This window comes from Psychrobacter sp. T6-5, from assembly GCF_052258485.2.
Lineage (GTDB): Bacteria > Pseudomonadota > Gammaproteobacteria > Pseudomonadales > Moraxellaceae > Psychrobacter.
The window spans coordinates 491,182-512,607 of the sequence record NZ_JBQQEY020000001.1 but is presented as its reverse complement, the minus strand read 5'-3'; the positions used below and the strand labels follow the sequence as shown (position 1 = coordinate 512,607).

Genomic DNA, 21,426 nt, shown 5'->3' with positions numbered 1-21,426 from the left:
ATCCTATTGTTTAAATTTCGCTTATCTGTATATGCTTCAATGATTTACTGCAAATAGTGGGCGCACAGCAGGCTTGAATGACAATAATGTTGCATCTTTATCAGTAGTTAGATAGCTATCACCGTGCAGTAACGACGTTGAACGATAAGGAACTAAGGCCGTAGGTATAAATCGACGTGCTGCATCGATATGCTTAATTGAATCATCAAAGAATATATGCGGTGCAAACGTTCTAAGCACTGCTGTTTTTTCCAACCCTCCTAAAAAAAATGCCATATCGACATTTACGCCCCACTCTCGCAGCGTTTTAATCGCGCGCAAATCAGCAGGTGCATTACGAGCGGTCACAAGCGCAATTTTGATTGGAGAATATTGCAAACCAGCTGGTAAACGTTCCTGTAAGTTTGACAGTTTAATCAATAGCTCAGCGTAAGGGCCTTTTTCAATCGGTAAATCACGCATTTTTACTTCACGATCATGAAAAGCTCGTAGCCCCTTTTGCTTATATAGTAACTCACCCGAATCATCAAACAACACCGCATCCCCATCAAAGGCAATACGTAGCTGATCAGTATCTAACTCATAGGTATTGACAGGAGTAGCGTCTAATATGGCACAGGCACAGATATTGGCATCCGCCACTTGCTGCGCATCTTCGCGATTGGTGGTCAAAAACAGATCCACATTGAAGTCTTTGATATAGGGCGCCACAGGACTGCCTGAGATAAATGCTGAGCGTGAAATATTGATACCATGTTCTAAAATAGCATTGAGCACTTGAATGCCTGTATCTGGACTACTTTTTGAGACAATAACGACTTCAACCAAAGGTGTTTCAATGTCTGAATCCTTACGCTCGTTATCATCACAATATTCATTTAGATTTAGCAATGCTTTAATCAGTGGGTAGCCAGCGCCAATATTTAGAGCGTCATTCTCACGCTCTATCATATAGTCTCGAAACTCTTTGATGGCGCTTTCGGGTCTCTGCGCTAGTAGCTCTAGCAAATGGTTTTCTGACTCTGTTAAATCAAAAAGTGCCGTCGCAGAAATCGCAACGATGAGCGTATTAGTAAAATCGACAGCCATGACTATCTCTACTTATGAAATTATACAAAGGAATGAATGCAGACCAGTTTACTACATTCACAAGCCTTTATAACACTAAGAAAAGTTACCATAATGCAGCGCCGCAGATCATGAATTTGTAAGATATTCTGCTCTTTATTTTTGGAAAAAGTATTAGCCAGTAAAAAAGCCACACTGCTGTATTAGCAATATGGCTTCTTAACGAGTAGAAAATCTGCTGCACCAAAATACAATGACTTTATACGCTTGGGTTTAGACTCAAACTACCCCAATAGTACCAGCGAAATCACCGGGAACATCACTAAGATAACCAATCTCACCAAGTCCGACACAATAAATGGTGCCACCCCGCGGAACATATCTGACAGCTTAATGTGCGGGGCCATCGCCTTAATCACAAAGATATTCATCCCCATTGGTGGCGTAATCAGACCAAGCTCCACCGTCAACACTGCAATAATACCAAACCAGACTGGATCAAATCCTAATGCTAGAATGATCGGATACACCACAGGAATCGTAATCACCAGCATCGCTAGCGCATCCATAAACAGACCCAGCAAGAAGTACATGATCAAAATACAGATCAGCACAATCATCGGACTGACCGCCAAGCCACCGATCCAGGACGCCAGCGTATAAGACAAGCGCGACACCGAGATAAAGTAACCTAATGCTTCTGCACCCAGCAGCATAAAGAACACCACCGCAGACAGCGCCAAGGTCTCAATCAATGACTGCTTTAACCCATCTAGACGCATGCCTTTGGCAAACGCATAAGCCCAAGAGACAAAAGCACCGACAGCTGCCCCTTCTGTTGGCGTGAATAGCCCAAAGAAGATACCTGCAATAATCACAATAAAGATAAAGCTAAAAGGGATTAGGCCAGTCAATGATACAAGCTTGGCTTTCCAAGAGGTTCTCTCACCACGCTTTGCCAGATGCGGTTTCCAGCGCACCATGATCATCACCGTGATGGAGTACATCACCATGCCAAGCATCCCCGGTAAGAAGCCCGCGATAAACATGTCACCGACCGATTGCTGGGTTAGGATGGCATAGACCAGTAAAGCAATACTGGGCGGGATCATGATACCGAGCGTACCACCTGCCGCTAAAATACCGCAGGCAAAACCGGGTTGATAGCCATACTTCTCCATTTGCGGTAGAGCTACTTTGGTCATGGTTGAGGCGGTGGCGAGGGAGGAACCTGAGATAGAGGCAAAGATACCGGACGAGCCAATACCCGCAATACCCAGACTGCCCCTTACCCCACCAAAGATGGTACGGGTGGCTTCAAACAGCTTTCCTGCCATACCAGAATGGGTCGCAAACACGCCCATTAAGATAAATAAAGGAATGGCACTGAAATCATATTTAGCTAAGACATCAACGGGGATGTCTTTGAGCATTTGCAATGCGCCGCTCGGCGCAGTGACTGCACCAAAACCCACGAGGCCTACCCCTAGCATGGCAAGGGCGACGGGAACACGGATGACGACGAGCAAGATCATGACTACTAGGCCAATGGCGCCGATAATTTCTGGACTCATGCGCCTGTCTCCTCGGCGTCAAAGAATTCGCCTGTTTTAAAAATGTTGATAGATTCGATCAGTGAGCGGATGGCCAGTAAGGCGCTTAATAAGGCACTGATGAGGTAGATTGGCATCATGGAAATGCGCAAATCTTGGGTGACTTTGCCAAATTCCATGGCGTCAATAGCGCTCTCATAGAGTCCCCAAGCAAAGACGATGCCGATGGCAAAGAAGCCAAGCATAAAGACGCCCATCATGTAGCCTTTGATAGACTGGGGCATCTTCTGGGTGAAGACGTCGACGATGATTTGCGAGCGTTCGACAAAGGCAGCAAAGGCAGCGAGCAATGCAAAGAGCATGAAGTAAGAGACGATCTCGACCGAGCCTTTGACAGTAAAACCAAACTCACCACCCGTAAGCTTAAAGATATAACGGGCGACGACATCAGTCATGGTGGTGAGGACGATGATAATAAGACTGATGCCGCCAATAAGCTGGCACAGTCTGGAGATTAGGGCGCTGAGCTTGATTAGTAGTGGCATGTTGCACCTCCAATGGGTTAGACCACTTTACAGGCAGCACTAGCAGCTTTTGCTTTTTCATAGACACCATCAGCATCCAGACCCAAAGCATTAACATCTTTCAGATATTTTTGCGTTCCTCTTTCGAGTGGACCTTTCCAATCTGGATCGTTTAGCGGATCAGGGATTTCAACAATTTCATCACCTTTATCTTTAGCGGCTTGTATTGCCATCTGATCATGCTTATCAAATACTTCCCCAACCTTATTGGCCATGGCCATTCCTGAGTTTTTATCTAATACTTGTTTTAGGTCATCAGGCAAACTGTCATATTTGTCCTTATTCATAGTGACCATAAGCGCCGAACTATAAAAAGGAATGTTGGTATGATATTTGGTAATCTCGTCAATTTTAAAAGCCGTTACTGCCTCCCAAGGGAAGCTCAAACCATCGACAACGCCGCGCTGTAAAGAGGTATACATATCGTTTGCAGGTAAACCGACTGGTGACGCACCAGCACTTTCTATAATATCGCCAGCGACTGCAGAAGGTCGACGAATACGCATCCCTTTCATATCTTCAGGCGTTCGGATCAATTTATCTGTCGTGTGAAGTGAGCCAGGCCCAGCACCATACATAAATAAGAGATGTGAGTCTTCGTACTCACCAGCAAGTGTGCCATCGTCATACAAAGTTTGAAGCATACAACCCATTTGCGTGGCTGAATTTGATAACCCTGGTAGCTCAGTAATCTGAGTTAATGGGAAACGACCATTGGTATAACCATGTGCTTGTGAGCCGATATCGATCGTACCTTTAGTGGCAGACTCATAAGTTACATCTGCTTTAGCAAGACCTGCTGAAGGATATAATTCAATTTTTAGGCGACCATCAGAATCTGTCTCTATTTGTTTGGCCCACGGCTCAAAAACTTCAGTACTAATAGATGACGTTGCTGGCCAAAAATGTGAAAAACGTAAGACAGTGGTTTCTTGAGAAGTTGCTGAAGAACCATCAGTGGTGTCAGCAGATTGGTTAGAACAGCCGAAAAGACTAATAGCGGCTAAAGCGCCAATTGAAAAAAGAGGAGCTAACTTCATTATCAATTCCTTTTGATAATTGTGAGGATAGGAGTAGATCGCATAAGTAAATAACCTAAACCATACTAGGCTTAGTCATTTACAAAAGATCAATATATTCTTTACGTACCTGTAATAAAAATATAGTTTAAAATTAGCAGCTATAATGATAGAAGTCAAATCATTTTGATGACATATGAGAACAGTTGATTTATGTTTTCAAGTATCTTAGAAATGACTGATCTAGTTATTAACAGTCATTGCTACAGGGGCACACAACATTTTCATATAGACAAAGAAAAGCCCCCTCCGCGTTAGCGAAGGGGGCTTTTACTTTAGAATAGAGAGCTGACGATGACCTACTCTCACATGGGCGAACCACACTACCATTGGCGCAACGATGTTTCACTTCTGAGTTCGGGAAGGGATCAGGTGGGGCCATCGCGCTATTGTCGTCAGCAAAGGGGGTTAGATATGAGTCTGTTGTTGTTTTACTTATTGACTAAGTATCACTTAACCTAACTGAATCAAGGTCAAAGGTGATATCGAAATATTCTTTCTTTATTCTATAGCGTAAGCTATACAAGATAGATTAATTAGACTTGTATACAAACCACTTGGGTGTTGTATGGTCAAGCCAAACGAGCAATTAGTACAGGTTAGCTACACACATCGCTGTGCTTCCACACCCTGCCTATCAACGTCCTAGTCTTGAACGGCTCTTTAGGGAAATCTAATCTTGAGGTGGGCTTCCCGCTTAGATGCTTTCAGCGGTTATCCCATCCGAACGTAGCTACCGGGCAATGCCACTGGCGTGACAACCCGAACACCAGAGGTTCGTCCACTCTGGTCCTCTCGTACTAGGAGCAGATCCTCTCAAATTTCCAACGCCCACGGTAGATAGGGACCGAACTGTCTCACGACGTTCTAAACCCAGCTCGCGTACCTCTTTAAATGGCGAACAGCCATACCCTTAGGACCTGCTTCAGCCCTAGGATGAGATGAGCCGACATCGAGGTGCCAAACACCGCCGTCGATATGAACTCTTGGGCGGTATCAGCCTGTTATCCCCAGAGTACCTTTTATCCGTTGAGCGATGGCCCTTCCATACAGAACCACCGGATCACTAAGACCTACTTTCGTACCTGCTCGACTTGTGGGTCTCGCAGTTAAGCGCGCTTTTGCCTTTATACTCTACGACCGATTTCCGACCGGTCTGAGCGCACCTTCGTACTCCTCCGTTACTCTTTAGGAGGAGACCGCCCCAGTCAAACTACCCACCATACATTGTCCTCGGTATTGTTATACCTGAGTTAGAACCCCAACATGACCAGGGTGGTATTTCAAGATTGGCTCCACCAAGACTAGCGTCTCGGCTTCAAAGCCTCCCACCTATCCTGCACAAGTCAGGTCAAAGTTCAATGTAAAGCTGTAGTAAAGGTTCACGGGGTCTTTCCGTCTAGCCGCGGGTACACAGCATCTTCACTGCGATTTCGATTTCACTGAGTCTCTGCTGGAGACAGCGCTGCCATCATTATGTCATTCGTGCAGGTCGGAACTTACCCGACAAGGAATTTCGCTACCTTAGGACCGTTATAGTTACGGCCGCCGTTTACTGGGGCTTCGATCAAGAGCTTCGCTTACGCTAACCCCATCAATTAACCTTCCAGCACCGGGCAGACATCACACCCTATACGTCCACTTTCGTGTTTGCAGAGTGCTGTGTTTTTAATAAACAGTTGCAGCAGCCTGGTATCTGCGACTGCCAACAGCTCAAGGAGCAAGTCCTATCACCATCAACAGCGTACCTTCTCCCGAAGTTACGGTACCATTTTGCCTAGTTCCTTCAGCAGAGTTCTCTCAAGCGCCTTGGTATTCTCTACCTGATCACCTGTGTCGGTTTAGGGTACGATTCGTTTATAACTATTGCTTAGAAGCTTTTCCTGGAAGCATGGTATTTGCCACTTCGCTGTACAAGTACAGCTTGCTATCAGATCTCGGTATAAAATAGCCCGGATTTACCTAAGCTATAAACCTACATCCTTTCACCTGGACAACCAACGCCAGGCTGACATAACCTTCTCCGTCCCTCCATCGCATTATAAACAAGTATCGGAATATTAACCGATTTCCCATCGACTACGCCTTTCGGCCTCGCCTTAGGGGTCGACTCACCCAGCCCCGATTAACGTTGGACTGGAACCCTTGATCTTCCGGCGTGCGAGCTTTTCACTCGCATTATCGTTACTCACGTCAGCATTCGCTCTTGTGATACCTCCAGCATGCTTTACAACACACCTTCACAGGCTTACACAACGCTCCCCTACCACTTGAAAACAAATTCAAATCCGCAGCTTCGGCTCCTAGTTTGAGCCCCGTTACATCTTCCGCGCGGGCCGACTCGACTAGTGAGCTATTACGCTTTCTTTAAAGGATGGCTGCTTCTAAGCCAACCTCCTAGCTGTCTATGCCTTCCCACCTCGTTTCCCACTTAACTAGGAATTTGGGGCCTTAGCTGGCGGTCTGGGTTGTTTCCCTCTCCACGATGGACGTTAGCACCCACCGTGTGTCTCCCGGATATCACTCATCGGTATTCGGAGTTTGCATCGGTTTGGTAAGTCGGTATGACCCCCTAGCCGAAACAGTGCTCTACCCCCAATGGTGTTCGTCCGAGGCGCTACCTAAATAGCTTTCGGGGAGAACCAGCTATCACCGAGTTTGATTAGCCTTTCACCCCTATCCACAAGTCATCCCCTGGCTTTTCAACGACAGTGGGTTCGGTCCTCCGGTGCCTGTTACGGCACTTTCAACCTGCTCATGGATAGATCACTCGGTTTCGGGTCTATACCCTGCAACTATTCGCCCTATTAAGACTCGGTTTCCCTACGGCTCCCCTAAACGGTTAACCTTGCTACAGAATATAAGTCGCTGACCCATTATACAAAAGGTACGCGGTCACCCAACAAGTGGGCTCCCACTGCTTGTACGCACACGGTTTCAGGTTCTATTTCACTCCCCTCACAGGGGTTCTTTTCGCCTTTCCCTCACGGTACTGGTTCACTATCGGTCAGTCAGGAGTATTTAGCCTTGGAGGATGGTCCCCCCATCTTCAAACAGGATTTCTCGTGCCCCGCTCTACTTAATATGTTAATGCTAATGTTTCGAATACAGGACTATCACCTACTACGGTCAGCTTTCCCACGCTGTTCTTCTACATTAGTACTAATCGGCTTCTCCCCGTTCGCTCGCCGCTACTAGGGGAATCTCAATTGATGTCTATTCCTAAGGGTACTGAGATGTTTCACTTCCCCTCGTTCGCTTCCTAATAAATTAGGATACCTACCTTATGGTAGGTGGGTTTCCCCATTCAGAAATCTCCGGATCACAGGATATTGCCGCCTCCCCGAAGCTTATCGCAGGCTGTCACGTCTTTCATCGCCTCTGACTGCCAAGGCATCCACCATGTGCGCTTCATTACTTGACCATACAACCCCAAGTAGTCTTTCGACTTCTAAGTGTCATACAATCTAATTATGATAACGATATCACCTATGTTTATACGCTTGATTCAGTTCTCTTTACTTTTTTTAATAACTCACCCCTGGGATAACAACTGATGTCGTTAAGAGGTGAGTTATTAAGGTTAGGAAGTGCGCGTGAACACGCGCTTCCTAACCCAGACTCATATCTATGTTTTTAAATAGTTCCTGTATCCTCGTCGAATAACAGGTTCTGTATAAAACAGAAAGAAGTAATCAATCACAATCACTTGTTTCTATTTATACTCTTAGCACTTAAAGCTTACTGACCGTCTTAGTAGTGGTGGAGCCAAACGGAGTCGAACCGTTGACCTCCTGCGTGCAAGGCAGGCGCTCTACCAACTGAGCTATGGCCCCATTATAAAATGGTGGGTCTAAGTGGACTCGAACCACTGACCCCCGCGTTATCAACACGGTGCTCTAACCAGCTGAGCTACAGACCCTAATACGTTTGTTAAAAACGTAAGCTTAAACTAAAGAACAACTTGTTGTGAATTCTTGCTGACCGAATGCGTCTATAAGGAGGTGATCCAGCCGCAGGTTCCCCTACGGCTACCTTGTTACGACTTCACCCCAGTCATCAACCACACCGTGGTGAACGCTCCCCCTAAGGTTAAGCTATCCACTTCTGGTGCAATCAACTCCCATGGTGTGACGGGCGGTGTGTACAAGGCCCGGGAACGTATTCACCGCGGCATTCTGATCCGCGATTACTAGCGATTCCTACTTCATGGAGTCGAGTTGCAGACTCCAATCTGGACTACGATAGGCTTTTTGAGATTCGCATCACATCGCTGTGTAGCTGCCCTCTGTACCTACCATTGTAGCACGTGTGTAGCCCTGGTCGTAAGGGCCATGATGACTTGACGTCGTCCCCGCCTTCCTCCAGTTTGTCACTGGCAGTATCCTTAGAGTTCCCGGCTTAACCCGCTGGTAACTAAGGACAAGGGTTGCGCTCGTTGCGGGACTTAACCCAACATCTCACGACACGAGCTGACGACAGCCATGCAGCACCTGTATTCTAATTCCCGAAGGCACTCCCGCATCTCTGCAGGATTCTAGATATGTCAAGACCAGGTAAGGTTCTTCGCGTTGCATCGAATTAAACCACATGCTCCACCGCTTGTGCGGGCCCCCGTCAATTCATTTGAGTTTTAACCTTGCGGCCGTACTCCCCAGGCGGTCTACTTATTGCGTTAGCTGCGTCACTAAGTCCTCAAGGGACCCAACGACTAGTAGACATCGTTTACGGCGTGGACTACCAGGGTATCTAATCCTGTTTGCTACCCACGCTTTCGAGCCTCAGTGTCAGTATGATGCCAGGAAGCTGCCTTCGCCATCGGTATTCCTTCAGATCTCTACGCATTTCACCGCTACACCTGAAATTCTACTTCCCTCTCACCTACTCTAGCCTAACAGTTTCAGATGCAGTTCCCAGGTTAAGCCCGGGGATTTCACATCTGACTTATCAAGCCACCTACGCTCGCTTTACGCCCAGTAATTCCGATTAACGCTTGCACCCTCTGTATTACCGCGGCTGCTGGCACAGAGTTAGCCGGTGCTTATTCTGCAGCTAATGTCATCGTCTCCGGGTATTAACCGAAGAGTCTTCTTCACTGCTTAAAGTGCTTTACAACCAAAAGGCCTTCTTCACACACGCGGCATGGCTGGATCAGGGTTTCCCCCATTGTCCAATATTCCCCACTGCTGCCTCCCGTAGGAGTCCGGGCCGTGTCTCAGTCCCGGTGTGGCTGATCATCCTCTCAGACCAGCTACAGATCGTCGCCATGGTAGGCCTTTACCCCACCATCTAGCTAATCCGACTTAGGCTCATCTAATAGCGAGAGCAACAAGTTGCCCCCTTTCTCCCGTAGGACGTATGCGGTATTAATACGAGTTTCCCCGTGCTATCCCCCACTACTAGGTAGATTCCTAAGTATTACTCACCCGTCCGCCGCTCGTCATCTTCTAGCAAGCTAGAAATGTTACCGCTCGACTTGCATGTGTTAAGCCTGCCGCCAGCGTTCAATCTGAGCCATGATCAAACTCTTCAGTTTAATCTTGCTATGAAGCTCTTTAAAGAAGCTTCTAAACTTGGCTCATCTAATCTGGCAAAATCGCTAAAAATTATGTTCGTAATGAATTAACTTTGAGTTTTTCTGCTGTCTTAAATGATAATTTTTATAGTTAGTGTTCTACCGAAAAGATAGTCGACCAACTTTATTTTTTAGCATTCTGAATCAGCAAAAATCCACACAAGTTGTTCTTTAGTTATGCTTTTAAATAGTCTCAATCACTGTCGTCCAGTCATCGATATATAGGGTAAATCTTTTGCTTTCCAGCTTTTCCGTCTCCGGTTAAGCTATCTAGCGAGCCGACTATCTTATCATATAGATTAGGTTTGTCAAGCTTTATTTTAATTTGTTTCAACAGGTTAACTGGGTTAGTAATATGTAATTCACATATTCGTTGCCGCTAGTCCGTCTGATGAGGGCGTATTATAGAGGGTTTAATTTTTGTGTCAACCTGTTTTATTAATGTTTTTAATCTTATTTTAGAAAAATATGAAAATGGTAATTCTTTCAATGGGTTATATATTTATATGATTTGAGATAATTGATGGGTAGTTGGAGATGCGCTCTTAACGATAGACCTGTTAGATATGTTATTGGGTTTTATTGAATAAATACATAAGCTTCTCTATTTATAACATCCATCTATAAGGAATTATCTTTTATATTACAACTTCCCCACTTTTTCAAAAAACGCCTTATACGCAGCGACTTTCTTATCCAACGATAACGGATAGGCACGTGAGGTCGAAGGCAGTCTATATAAAGTTAGGTCATTAACATCTATTTTTTTATTATCCGTATCTTGCCATTGATAAGGGTAATCTATACTTTGATTGGTTTTTGGATGCTTTGATTTGGCAATTGGCTCATCTAATAACCCAAGTAGCACTTCGGTCGCCTTACCGCCAGTCGTAAACAAAGTCTCTACCTTTGGCACTTGCGGCAAAATACTATCTAAATCAACAGGTGTAACTACCGTTAGATTTTTATCCGAAGCATTGCCAGTCTCTCGAATAGCTTGCTTGACTGTCGGACAAGAAGCGATGCCACGCTCGAACATAAAATCTCGAATACGCTCAGGGTCAAAGCACTTCTCATCGCCGACTCTAAAGTAATTAGCGTCATCAAAAAATACTCGACCATAGATACGCCACATATCATTATAAAAATTGGGATAATGAAAGCTCATTGCCCATTTATCAGCCGTCGGTGGAAAAGTACCCATCATCATGACCGTTGCATTAGGCGGTAAGACAGGCTCAAAGGGGTGATTTTCAAGCTCTGTGGCTTTGTCATTAAATGATGTCGATTTAGTATCAGCAGTTTTTGGGGTGCTTGGTGTTTTTATAGTCATGATATTCTTCATCAGAAAAGCGGTTTTTTTGGTATCATAGCAAGTCTAAACACTACCTCACTTATAATCACATTATACAGTCAAACTTAGTCGGTTTAATGAGTTGGCTCAAATAGCGCAGTATCACTTTACCTAGCCTGAATTGCTTGAGCTTTGATGGCAGCTGTGAACGCAAATATTGTCATCATGATAAATGAGCACTGTCGTAAAGTAGTTTATTAGCTTGATTGTGAATGATTTAACTTTACTATTTATGAGCTAAAGATATGGTTAAAGTGCGGTAGGTGTTTGTATCTTTTATACTAATAGCAACCGCAGTAACTGCGCAAGCATCAGACAAGAAACCAAGAGAGTACTTATGAGTGACTTAAACAGCGATTTAAAAATTACGGTAATCGATCATCCACTAGTCCGTCATAAACTCAGCCTTATGCGCGAAAAAGACTGTAGTACTTATAAATTTCGTACATTAACCAAAGAGCTTGCGCGCTTGATGGCTTATGAAGCAAGCCGCGATTTTGAAATTGAAACTTTCCCAATGCAAGGCTGGTGCGGCGAAATCACGGGTGAGCAAATCATTGGTAAAACGGCAACTATCGTACCAATTCTACGTGCAGGTATTGGCATGCTTGATGGGGTGCTCGATTTGATCCCTACTGCTAAGATTTCTGTGGTCGGCCTACAACGTGATGAAGAAACCTTGCAGCCAGTACCATTCTTTGAAAAATTTGTCAGTCACATGGACAAACGTCCTGCGCTTATCATCGATCCAATGCTGGCCACGGGCGGCTCAATGGTAGCAACCATCGAGATGCTAAAGAAAAACGGCTGTACGAATATTAAGGCATTGGTACTCGTGGCTGCACCTGAAGGCGTACGTTTGGTCAATGAAGCGCATCCTGACGTGACTATCTATACCGCTGCATTAGACAGCCATTTAGATGAGCATGGTTACATCATCCCAGGTCTAGGCGATGCTGGCGATAAGATTTTTGGTAAGCAGTTATCTAATAGATAAACCGTCTTAGCATAAAAAGCAGTCATCAAGATTACGGTAAAAATCTAGCACATCAATAATAAGGACAGACAATGAATGTATTGATTACAGGAGCAAGCGCAGGTTTTGGTAAAGCACTGGCAGAGCGTTTGGTGGCTAATGGTCATCGCGTGGTTGGGTGCGCTAGACGTATCGACAAACTGAATGCTTTGGCAGATACTTTGGGTGAGAACTTTTTACCTGTGGTGATGGATGTGAGCGATACGGATTCTATCCCGCAAATCATTGCTGACTTGCCTGATGACTTTAAACAAATTGATGTCTTGGTCAATAATGCAGGATTGGCACTCGGTACAGAGCCTGCCCACAAAGCCAGTCTCGATGATTGGATGCGCATGACGGATACCAATGTTAAAGGTCTAATGGCATTGACTCATGCCGTCTTGCCAGCGATGGTTGAGCGTGACAGCGGCTATATCATCAATGTTGGTTCCATTGCGGGCAACTGGCCGTATTTTGGTGGCAATGTCTACGGCGCAACTAAAGCGTTTGTCAAACAATTTAGCCTAAATTTACGTGCTGATCTTATCGGTACGCAAGTGCGTGTGACCAATATTGAACCGGGCGTAGTCGCGGGTACTGAGTTTTCAAACGTTCGCTATCACGGTGATGACGATAAAGCAGCGAAAGTCTATGATGGCTTTAAGACCATGACAGGTGAAGATATCGGCGATATTTTGTTATGGCTAATTGAGTCACCTGCTCATATTAACGTCAACCGTCTAGAAGTAATGCCAGTGGCGCAAACCTATAATGGTTTGACGGTGGCTAAAAAAGACAGTTAAAAGCGCATCTATTTAACAATCAACGTAACTCGTAAGACCGAAGCAATATAGATGACTCTATATTGCTTTTTTTTGTGTCTTCAATCGTCACCTCATTGACCAAGCGCAAATCCTGAAAGTCCATAATCAATACTTCATTACGCAGGCGCTCGCTAGTGCGCTTATTGTGACGTATGGGAAACCCTAATACTTGCCTACCGACGATGGTGATTTGATTAACGATTACCTTTGAATGAGAAACCTGATGAGTTGCCATTTTTTGCGCGTTAATGATTGCCGTGGCAGGATTTACGGTGGTGGTGAGCAGCTTTGTTTGTCGTACCACTTTGGGCATCTCTCCTGCAAAGAATAGTACCTGACCTAATGGCATATATTGCGCATGGCGGGTCAGCTCTTGACGAAACAAGGCGGGCATTTCTACATTAAAACTGTCTTCTGTTTGTTGATAAAACGCGGTAAAGTTGCGATGCAAATACCGTCCAAATACCGTGGCATTAATCCATTCTTGATAAATATCGTTCGCCAGTAGTCGATTAGTAAAAGTATTGGCATCTATCGTGACTTCACTATTTAGCATCGATAATAAAAGCGCTTGTGAGCTAGTAAATGTCTGCTGCTCCCAAACTTGTGGATACAAGCTACTATCCAGTGACGACAATATCGATTTGCTCATACCCTTCTATCCTTATCAGTTATCACTACTGCTTTTACCATTAGCCAAATTCTATGCTATGGTCAGATGAGTGCTTCAATATAACAGTCTTTTATTCGCGGTATGAATACGTTTGTAAAAATACATCTTGACCACTCAACCAAGATGGCTTGATAACTAAAAGTGATGTCATTCTATGAAAAAAACTCTTCTTTCCCTACCCGCGTCCTATCAATTACGAACAATCAGTATAAAGACAGCTGATGGTAAGGCGCTACCCGTGTCTGTCATTGGGAATGGCAAACCCGTCATGATGATGCATGCTTATGGCATGGATGCGCGTGAGTTTTTACTTTTTATACTGCCACTGATAGGTAAATATGAGTTTTACTTGCCGCATTTTCGAGGTTTTGGGGCGGCAAAAAATATTGAGTTGACGCAGTTTGATTTCGTGCATCAGTATGCTGATGATATTGATATAGTGATTGAGCATGTCTGTCTTGAACGGCAGATAGAGTCGTTACCTGTGGCCGCCATTTCTATGGGTGCATTGGTGATGTGGTCTTATTTTGAACGTTTTAGTTCATCACGGGTGAGTCGCTATCTGAATATTGATCAAAGCCCTGTGATTCACAATCAACCAGATTGGCAAGGCGGATTGTTTGGGGATCGACAAAAAGAGATGTTTGCCGTGTTTCAAGACATTGTCGATAGGACACTACCCTATGCGCAAGTTGAACACTTTACGCACTTGCCGTTTTCTCTCAAACGCCATGTGACCGATGTCGAAAGATTGTTTTCTTTACTCTCTGTCAGCCGTCCACGCTCGAAAGCTGTCGTACAAGCACTTACTCATCAAAAAGATCATAAACTGGCATTTTATAATCACCAAACATGGCAACATAAAATGCGCTGCCTGCAAGCATATCTGGCGATACCTTACGATTTTCGTGCAGGTATAGAGAACGTCACCATCCCAGTGGTCAGTCTCATTGGTGGACAATCAAAACTCTATGACCCCAAATGGCAGCAAGAAATCACACGTATGCTGCCCAATGCTCGTGATGTCATCCTGCCGCGCTCAGGACATGCCGTGCCAATAGATGAGCCGTTGCGATTTCATAAGATACTAAAAGAATTTCTACAAGATTGACTAGGATTTTACACAACCGCTTTATAATTACTACTATAACTTTACAACCTGTCATAGCAATTAACTTGGGCTGATTCTATACTAAAAAGCTGATGCAAATCCTTGATGACTCACTATGAACGACAGTCACCGATAAGCATCAACACAAAAATATATGAATATAATAATACCAAAAGGATAAGATCATGCCCTACGCTACCGTTGCGACTCAAGACGATCAACCGGTCGAACTCTATTACGAAACTCAAGGTACTGGCAAACCTGTTGTACTCATTCATGGCTGGCCACTTAGTGGACGCGCTTGGGAGGCACAGCTACCTGCGCTAGTCGAAGCTGGCTACCAAGTCATTACCTATGACAGACGTGGCTTTGGTCAATCGTCCAGACCATGGAACGGATACGACTACGATACCCTAGCCCAAGATTTAAAAGGGTTGATGGAGGCGCTCGATTTACAAGACGCGACCATCGTTGGATTTTCTATGGGCGGCGGTGAGGTGGCTCGCTATCTGGGTAAATATGGCTCAGAGCGTGTCAGCAAAGCGGTACTTGCCTCTGCTGTTCCGCCGTATCTGTTTAAGGCAGATGATAATCCTGATGGCGGTCTTGAAGAGTCAGACATTCAAGGATTTTTGGACGGTGTCAGCGATGATCGTATTGCCTTTTTGAATGACTTTACCAAGAATTTCTTTACGCCAAAAGACGGTAAGTCGTTGGTCAGTAAGCCTATGCGCTTATACAACCGCGATATCGCAGCGTTCGCTTCTGCCAAAGCAACCTTTGATTGCGTCAAATCTTTTAGCTACACCGACTTCCGCGATGACTTAAAAGTATTTGATGTGCCAACCTTAGTGATACATGGTGATGCCGATCAAATCGTCCCGTTTGAAGCAAGCGGTGAACGCTCTCACGATATGATTGCAGACAGTAAACTGCATGTCGTTGAAGGTGGCCCACATGGTATCAATGTGACCCATAGCGAAGAGTTCAATAAAACATTGATTGCATTTTTAAATAGTTAATTGACTGTCTAGATAAAACGTAGATATAGAACAAAAAAACGACCTTAACGGGTCGTTTTTTTTTAAAGATTTTGGGTAGGATAATTATTAACCTAGGCTAGCGTTAAAAGGACTTACCAATCCATGTGTAAAAGACAAGTACACTTGCAATAACTAAGGTATAGGAAAATATTGTCTGCAATAGACCTTGAAAAATTGATTGTAAAAACTTATGAGAATAATAATAAGACATTGAAGTGTAGATAAGCCAAGTAATAGGTACTATTACTAACCAAAAAAAATTGTCTAATGATGAATTAGGTGGCTTTTGATTAAGATAAACATCTAACCAATTGATAAATAAATAAATGCCAAATTGAGTTAAAATCACTATGAACTGTAATAATAAAGGCACTGAATATCTTTTTTTATTGTCTAAACGCGCCATTTCAATCTCATTTTTACTAACAATCAATCAGCTAATACTTTGATGAGTTCAAATCGCGGAATCTCTTTGCCATCAACAGTGACTGTCTCAATAAACATGGTAAACGGGCGTACCCACACGCCATATTCACCATAAAGACAACGATATACCACGAGCGACTCTTCGGTCTCTGAGTGCCGCGCGGTATGCAGCACTTGATAAAGGCTGCCTTTGTAATGGCGGTAAATTCCTTGGGCTACCGTGTTTTGACTTTTTTGAGACATAAACCACTCATTTATATTAATAGTTAAAAGATTAATAAACGCTTTGTACTTTTGTTGCAAGCTTGGGCTTTACATCTGCCCATTCAGAGCTAACGATACTGTACATAACTGTATCTGAAATAACGCCATCACGGCGTACTCGATTGCCACGAATCACGCCATCTTTTTTGACACCTAAGCGTTCGATAGCCTGTTGTGAGCGGTAATTATCAATATCTGTACGCCATCCTACGGTTTGATATTCTAGCGTTTCAAATATATAAGTGAGCAGCATAAGCTTACAGGTGGTATTGACATGCGTGCGCCAATACGACTTGGCATACCATGTATAGCCAATCTCTAAGCGTTTGCTGGCTAGCAAAATATCATGAAAGCTCGTTGACCCAATCGCTTTACCAGTACGCTCATCAATGACGGCAAAAGCTTGCCTATCAGGCATTGCATCTGCAACATTAATGTAGTCAATGACGTTATCTGGCTCAGGTACAGATGTCACGTTTATTTTCCACAGCTCGCCATCTTGGCAAGCCTCAACCAAGTCAGCTGTATGAGTTAGCGTTAATGGCTCAAGGATAATGCCATTACTCGATAAGGTAACCTGTTCTAGCATTTATCTCTCCTCAAGCCATTATTGATGTGAGCAAGCGCTTAAGCAACCGTCACTTTTGCATAGGCTTTCTTGCCTGCTTGAATCACAACCGTTTGACCTGAGCTTAAGCTAAAGCCAGCATTGACCTCTTCGCCATCGACTTTGACTGCATTGCGCTTGATCATGTCTTTTGCCGCTGCACTATTTTTAGTCAAACCTGCTTGGTTTAATATCTGTGTGATAAACAAGGCCTCTTGACCTTCTTCAAGCGTTAATGTCACTTCTGGCAAATCAACGGGCAACTCACCATCTGCTAAGACATTGCCCGCTGATTTGTGCGCATTTGCCGCTGCTTCTGCATCATGGAAACGCTCGATTAGCTCTTCGGCAAGGATACGTTTGATTTCTTGTGGGTTGCGCCCGTCTTTCATTTCGCGCATTAAGCCTTCGACTTCTTCCATTGGCTTAAAACTTAAAAACTCAAAGTAACGATGGATCAAGGTATCTGGCATCGATAGAATTTTTTGGTACATGGTGCCCGGTGCATCATAGATAGCGACATAGTTACCCAATGATTTGGACATTTTATTGACACCGTCTAGCCCTTCCAAAATTGGCACAGTGATACACACTTGCTGCTCTTGGTCATAGCGTCCTTGCAACGTACGTCCCATCAATAAATTGAAGGTTTGATCAGTACCGCCCAGCTCGACATCGGCTTTTAGCGCAATAGAGTCATAGCCTTGCACCAATGGGTAGAGAAACTCATGGATTGAGATAGGCGTCTGCGAGGCATAGCGTTTCGAGAAGTCATCACGCTCAAGCATACGTGAGACCGTTTGCTGACTGGCAAGCTGAATCATATCAGCGGCGCTCATGTCATTGAACCACTCAGAATTGAAGACTACTCGGGTTTTTTCTTTATCCAAGATTTTGAATACTTGCTCAGCGTAGGTTGTTGCATTGGCTTTGATTTGCTCATCAGTCAATGGTGGACGCGTGCTGTTTTTGCCAGACGGATCGCCAATCTTGGCCGTATAGTCACCAATCAAGAAATAAATCTCATGTCCCAAATCTTGAAAGTGCTTGAGTTTATTGATCAATACCGTATGACCTAAATGCAAATCAGGCGCGGTAGGATCAAAGCCTGCCTTGATACGTAGCGGACGGTTGAGCTTTAGCTTAGCCACTAAGTCGTCTTCAGATAAAATCTCTTGCGTACCGCGCTGAATAAGGGCCAGCTGTTCTTCTAGTGTATAAGTTTGATTGGTCATGGTTCTCTCTATATGTCGCTTTAATTAGGATTTTTATAAATGACTGTTACTGGCTCAACACCTTATGACGTTTAGAAGCTCAAAGGGTCAGAAAAAATGCTAGAATTTGACGGATATACTAGCGTTTTTTAAGGTAAATTGCCATGACCAACCCCGCATCGATTGCTGATACTGACCATAATGCCCTCGCAGACTTGCTTATGAATAATAGTTTGGATAATAGCTCAGACGATATTGATGATTTGTCTTCTGATAATTCGAACTATGCCACACTGACCGATGCGCTTGAGCAAACGGTGTTTGAAAGCTTTGATGACGGCTTATATATCGGCATGATGTCAGGCACCAGCTTGGATGGTATGGATGCGGTTGTTTGTCAGTTTAATCATGACATGAGCGATACAGAAAATACCAGTGATAAAGAAAACACCCAACCGCCGATGCAGCTGCTGGCGACGTATAGTCAAGATTTTCCGCCACGTCTGCGTGAGGTCCTATTGGCATTATGTCAGCCCAATGGTGTGAATCAACTCGTACCAGAGGCTGATGAGCCAAATAGCGAGCTTGACTGGTTTGGTTGGGCAAGTCGCGAATATGCGGAATTTGCCAGCGAAGTGGTCAATACCTTATTACAGCAAGCAAATATCGATGCTGAATCAGTGCTAGCGATTGGCTGTCATGGGCAAACGGTACGCCATCGTCCGCAGATGGGTTTTAGCTTGCAATTGGTCGATGCCAATATCATCGCTGAGCGTACAGGCATTAGCGTTATCAGTGATTTTCGTCGCCGTGATATGGCCGTCGGTGGTCAAGGTGCCCCTTTGGTTCCTGCCTTCCACCAAGCACTGTTTGGCACATCTGATAACACACGCGTGATATTAAATTTGGGCGGTATTGCCAATATAACCGTCTTGCCTGCTGATGGAAAAGATCAGGTTGTTGGCTACGATACTGGACCTGCAAACTTACTATTGGATGCGTGGACAGCATTGCATACTGATAATAGCTATGATGCGAGCGGTGCTTGGGCACAGTCTGGAATCATCATTGAACCGCTATTACAGCAACTGTTGGCACATCCATTTTTTGCGCAGTCTCATCCCAAAAGTACGGGCCGCGAAGATTTCAACTTGGCTTGGCTACAGGATGAGCTACAAACATTCGATCAGACTTCTGTCTATACCCGCTACTCATCTGCAGATGTACAAGCCACATTGACTGAGCTGACAGCCATCAGTGCGAGCACGCAAATCAGTACGTTTATAAAAACTGAAGAAAACAGCTCAGTGTCTGTCTGCGGTGGCGGTGCACTAAATGACTATTTGATGACGCGTCTACGAGCTCACTTGCCCTACTCTACAGTGATGACCACGGATCATTTAGGGTTAGCACCAACATGGGTAGAGGCAGTCGCTTTTGCATGGTTAGCCAGACAAACACTGATGGGTGAAACGGGTAATTTACCCGCTGTAACTGGCGCCAATAAAGGCGTGGTATTGGGGCAAGTTTGTTTTGCCTGACCAGTTAGATTTTAGTTTACATACGTGCACCTATGTGTTTTATAATAACTTTAAAAACGCCATCCTCTTAGGACCCGTAAGTATAGGACATATCGCATGAGCCAACACAGCACTTCACCTATCGACCAAGCCACCAATGATGACACAAATAATATGACCGCAGCTCCTGTATACAAATCGCGTCAAAAACCCCCTCATTACGAGCGCTCTGATGATACGCGTGTGGTCGTGACAGGTATGGGTGCCATTACACCGCTTGGTCTAGATGTTGATAGCTCATGGACCAAACTGCTCAATGGTGACAGTGGTATCTCACCGATTACGCATTTTGATGCGACTGGCTACCGCGCGCAAATCGCAGGTGTAATCAAAGACTTTGAAGCCAAGCAGTACATGAGCGCCAAAGATGCGCGCCGCTATGATGAGTTTATACATTACGGGATTGCAGCGTCCTCTATGGCACTACAGCACGCTGGCCTTATCGATGAAGTCAGTGCTGCTGATGCACCAGTACAAGGGGTTGATCAAGATCGCTTTGGTATTATCTTGGGTTCAGGTATTGGCGGTATCCAAACCATCGAAAACAGTCGCGATACCCTACACGAAAAAGGTGCTGCCAAAGTCTCACCCTTTATCATCCCAGGCTCTATTGTCAATATGGCAGCGGGACTGGTCGCGATTAAACACAACTTAAAAGGGCCAAATCTTGCGACATCAACGGCCTGTACTACCGCGACTCACGCTATCGGTCTTGCAGCGCGTTTGATCGCCTACGGTGATGCCGATGTGATGTTGGCTGGCGGTAGTGAAAAAGGCTCAAGCCCACTTGGTATAGCGGGCTTTAGCGCGATGCACGCTCTATCTACACGCAACGATGAGCCAACCAAAGCATCACGTCCGTTTGATAAAGGCCGCGACGGCTTTGTACTTGGTGACGGTGCGGGTATGGTCGTATTAGAAAGCCTTGCCCACGCTAAAGCGCGCGGTGCCACCATACTGGCAGAGCTGGTCGGGTTTGGCATGAGCGATGACGCTAGTCATATTACCGCACCACCAGAAGACGGTAGCGGCGCTGCAAAAGCCATGCGCAATGCACTCAATGATGCTGGGATTGAACCTGCAAGCGTCGGTTATGTCAATGCGCACGGTACCAGTACACCTGCAGGTGATATCGCCGAATCAATCGCTATCGAAACCGTGTTTTCGCCAGTGAAAGACAGTATTTTGGTGAGCTCAACCAAATCTATGACAGGACACCTGCTTGGTGCAGCTGGCGGTGTGGAAGCTATATTTACCGTACTTGCCCTACAGCATCAGCACGTACCACCCACGATTAATCTAGAAGAGGTAGAAGACAACTGCAATCTCGATTACGTGGCCAACCAATCACGTAAAGTCGATAACCTGCAATATGCTGCATCCAACAGCTTCGGCTTTGGCGGTACCAATGGATCCTTGATATTTGCACGCTGGCCTATCAACCAATAATAGC

General features: G+C 44.9%; 16 protein-coding genes, 2 tRNA genes and 3 rRNA genes. 6 read left to right on the top strand and 15 right to left on the bottom strand.

Annotated features, from left to right (window positions below):
- Positions 1-36: 36 nt before the first annotated feature.
- From ACTXGK_RS16830 to ACTXGK_RS16785, 10 genes are all read right to left on the bottom strand, one after another.
- Entirely contained in the window at positions 37-1,089 is a 1,053-nt protein-coding gene (locus ACTXGK_RS16830) for a 5'-nucleotidase (RefSeq protein WP_443517720.1), read from the bottom strand.
- 263 nt (positions 1,090-1,352) lie between these two features.
- Positions 1,353-2,642, bottom strand: coding sequence for a TRAP transporter large permease (locus tag ACTXGK_RS16825; RefSeq protein WP_443517721.1), 1,290 nt, complete (start codon positions 2,640-2,642; stop codon positions 1,353-1,355).
- On the bottom strand, positions 2,639-3,166 hold the full coding sequence (locus tag ACTXGK_RS16820) for a TRAP transporter small permease (protein ID WP_443517722.1): 528 nt from the start codon (positions 3,164-3,166) through the stop codon (positions 2,639-2,641). Before ACTXGK_RS16820 ends, ACTXGK_RS16825 begins: the two co-directional genes overlap by 4 nt.
- Positions 3,167-3,183: 17 nt before the next feature.
- Positions 3,184-4,245 (bottom strand): TRAP transporter substrate-binding protein, encoded by a 1,062-nt coding sequence (locus ACTXGK_RS16815; RefSeq protein ID WP_443517723.1) that lies wholly within the window; start codon positions 4,243-4,245, stop codon positions 3,184-3,186.
- 325 nt (positions 4,246-4,570) lie between these two features.
- Positions 4,571-4,684: ribosomal RNA gene (gene rrf / locus ACTXGK_RS16810) — 5S ribosomal RNA — on the bottom strand.
- Between the two features lie 168 nt (positions 4,685-4,852).
- Positions 4,853-7,708, bottom strand: a 23S ribosomal RNA gene (locus tag ACTXGK_RS16805).
- Between the two features lie 336 nt (positions 7,709-8,044).
- Positions 8,045-8,120: transfer RNA gene (locus ACTXGK_RS16800), tRNA-Ala, on the bottom strand.
- 9 nt (positions 8,121-8,129) lie between these two features.
- Positions 8,130-8,206: transfer RNA gene (locus ACTXGK_RS16795), tRNA-Ile, on the bottom strand.
- Positions 8,207-8,281: 75 nt separating this feature from the next.
- Positions 8,282-9,820, bottom strand: a 16S ribosomal RNA gene (locus ACTXGK_RS16790).
- Together the 16S, 23S and 5S rRNA genes with 2 tRNA genes alongside form the textbook arrangement of a ribosomal RNA operon.
- A gap of 682 nt (positions 9,821-10,502) precedes the next feature.
- Entirely contained in the window at positions 10,503-11,069 is a 567-nt protein-coding gene (locus ACTXGK_RS16785; RefSeq protein ID WP_443517402.1) for a uracil-DNA glycosylase family protein, read from the bottom strand.
- A 481-nt stretch (positions 11,070-11,550) separates the two neighbouring features.
- Between ACTXGK_RS16785 and upp the strand changes: the two genes are divergently transcribed.
- Positions 11,551-12,210 (top strand): uracil phosphoribosyltransferase, encoded by a 660-nt coding sequence (upp, locus tag ACTXGK_RS16780; protein WP_201600324.1) that lies wholly within the window; start codon positions 11,551-11,553, stop codon positions 12,208-12,210.
- Between the two features lie 71 nt (positions 12,211-12,281).
- The gene (locus ACTXGK_RS16775; RefSeq protein WP_443517243.1) at positions 12,282-13,034 is read left to right on the top strand and encodes an SDR family NAD(P)-dependent oxidoreductase; all 753 of its coding nucleotides are present in this window, start codon (positions 12,282-12,284) and stop codon (positions 13,032-13,034) included.
- Between the two features lie 19 nt (positions 13,035-13,053).
- On the opposite strand, the gene ACTXGK_RS16770 is transcribed toward ACTXGK_RS16775, so the two are convergent.
- Positions 13,054-13,707 (bottom strand): hypothetical protein, encoded by a 654-nt coding sequence (locus ACTXGK_RS16770; protein WP_443517245.1) that lies wholly within the window; start codon positions 13,705-13,707, stop codon positions 13,054-13,056.
- Positions 13,708-13,882: 175 nt separating this feature from the next.
- On the opposite strand from ACTXGK_RS16770, the gene ACTXGK_RS16765 reads away from it, so the two are divergent.
- On the top strand, positions 13,883-14,839 hold the full coding sequence (locus tag ACTXGK_RS16765; protein ID WP_443517247.1) for an alpha/beta fold hydrolase: 957 nt from the start codon (positions 13,883-13,885) through the stop codon (positions 14,837-14,839).
- Positions 14,840-15,024: 185 nt separating this feature from the next.
- Positions 15,025-15,861, top strand: a complete 837-nt coding sequence (locus ACTXGK_RS16760; protein ID WP_443517249.1) for an alpha/beta fold hydrolase — start codon at positions 15,025-15,027, stop codon at positions 15,859-15,861.
- A gap of 103 nt (positions 15,862-15,964) precedes the next feature.
- On the opposite strand, the gene ACTXGK_RS16755 is transcribed toward ACTXGK_RS16760, so the two are convergent.
- The 4 genes from ACTXGK_RS16755 to tyrS are packed head-to-tail and all read right to left on the bottom strand — an operon-like array spanning position 15,965 to position 18,414.
- Positions 15,965-16,288, bottom strand: a complete 324-nt coding sequence (locus ACTXGK_RS16755) for a hypothetical protein (protein WP_443517251.1) — start codon at positions 16,286-16,288, stop codon at positions 15,965-15,967.
- Between the two features lie 23 nt (positions 16,289-16,311).
- Entirely contained in the window at positions 16,312-16,551 is a 240-nt protein-coding gene (locus ACTXGK_RS16750; protein WP_443517253.1) for a DUF1653 domain-containing protein, read from the bottom strand.
- 31 nt (positions 16,552-16,582) lie between these two features.
- Positions 16,583-17,161, bottom strand: a complete 579-nt coding sequence (locus tag ACTXGK_RS16745) for a GNAT family N-acetyltransferase (RefSeq protein WP_443517254.1) — start codon at positions 17,159-17,161, stop codon at positions 16,583-16,585.
- Positions 17,162-17,199: 38 nt separating this feature from the next.
- Positions 17,200-18,414 (bottom strand): tyrosine--tRNA ligase, encoded by a 1,215-nt coding sequence (tyrS, locus tag ACTXGK_RS16740; RefSeq protein ID WP_443517256.1) that lies wholly within the window; start codon positions 18,412-18,414, stop codon positions 17,200-17,202.
- 143 nt (positions 18,415-18,557) lie between these two features.
- Between tyrS and ACTXGK_RS16735 the strand changes: the two genes are divergently transcribed.
- Together ACTXGK_RS16735 and fabF are read left to right on the top strand one after the other, a co-directional pair.
- Entirely contained in the window at positions 18,558-19,934 is a 1,377-nt protein-coding gene (locus tag ACTXGK_RS16735; protein ID WP_443517257.1) for an anhydro-N-acetylmuramic acid kinase, read from the top strand.
- A gap of 153 nt (positions 19,935-20,087) precedes the next feature.
- Positions 20,088-21,422, top strand: coding sequence for a beta-ketoacyl-ACP synthase II (fabF, locus tag ACTXGK_RS16730; RefSeq protein ID WP_443517403.1), 1,335 nt, complete (start codon positions 20,088-20,090; stop codon positions 21,420-21,422).
- The last annotated feature ends 4 nt before the right edge of the window (positions 21,423-21,426 follow it).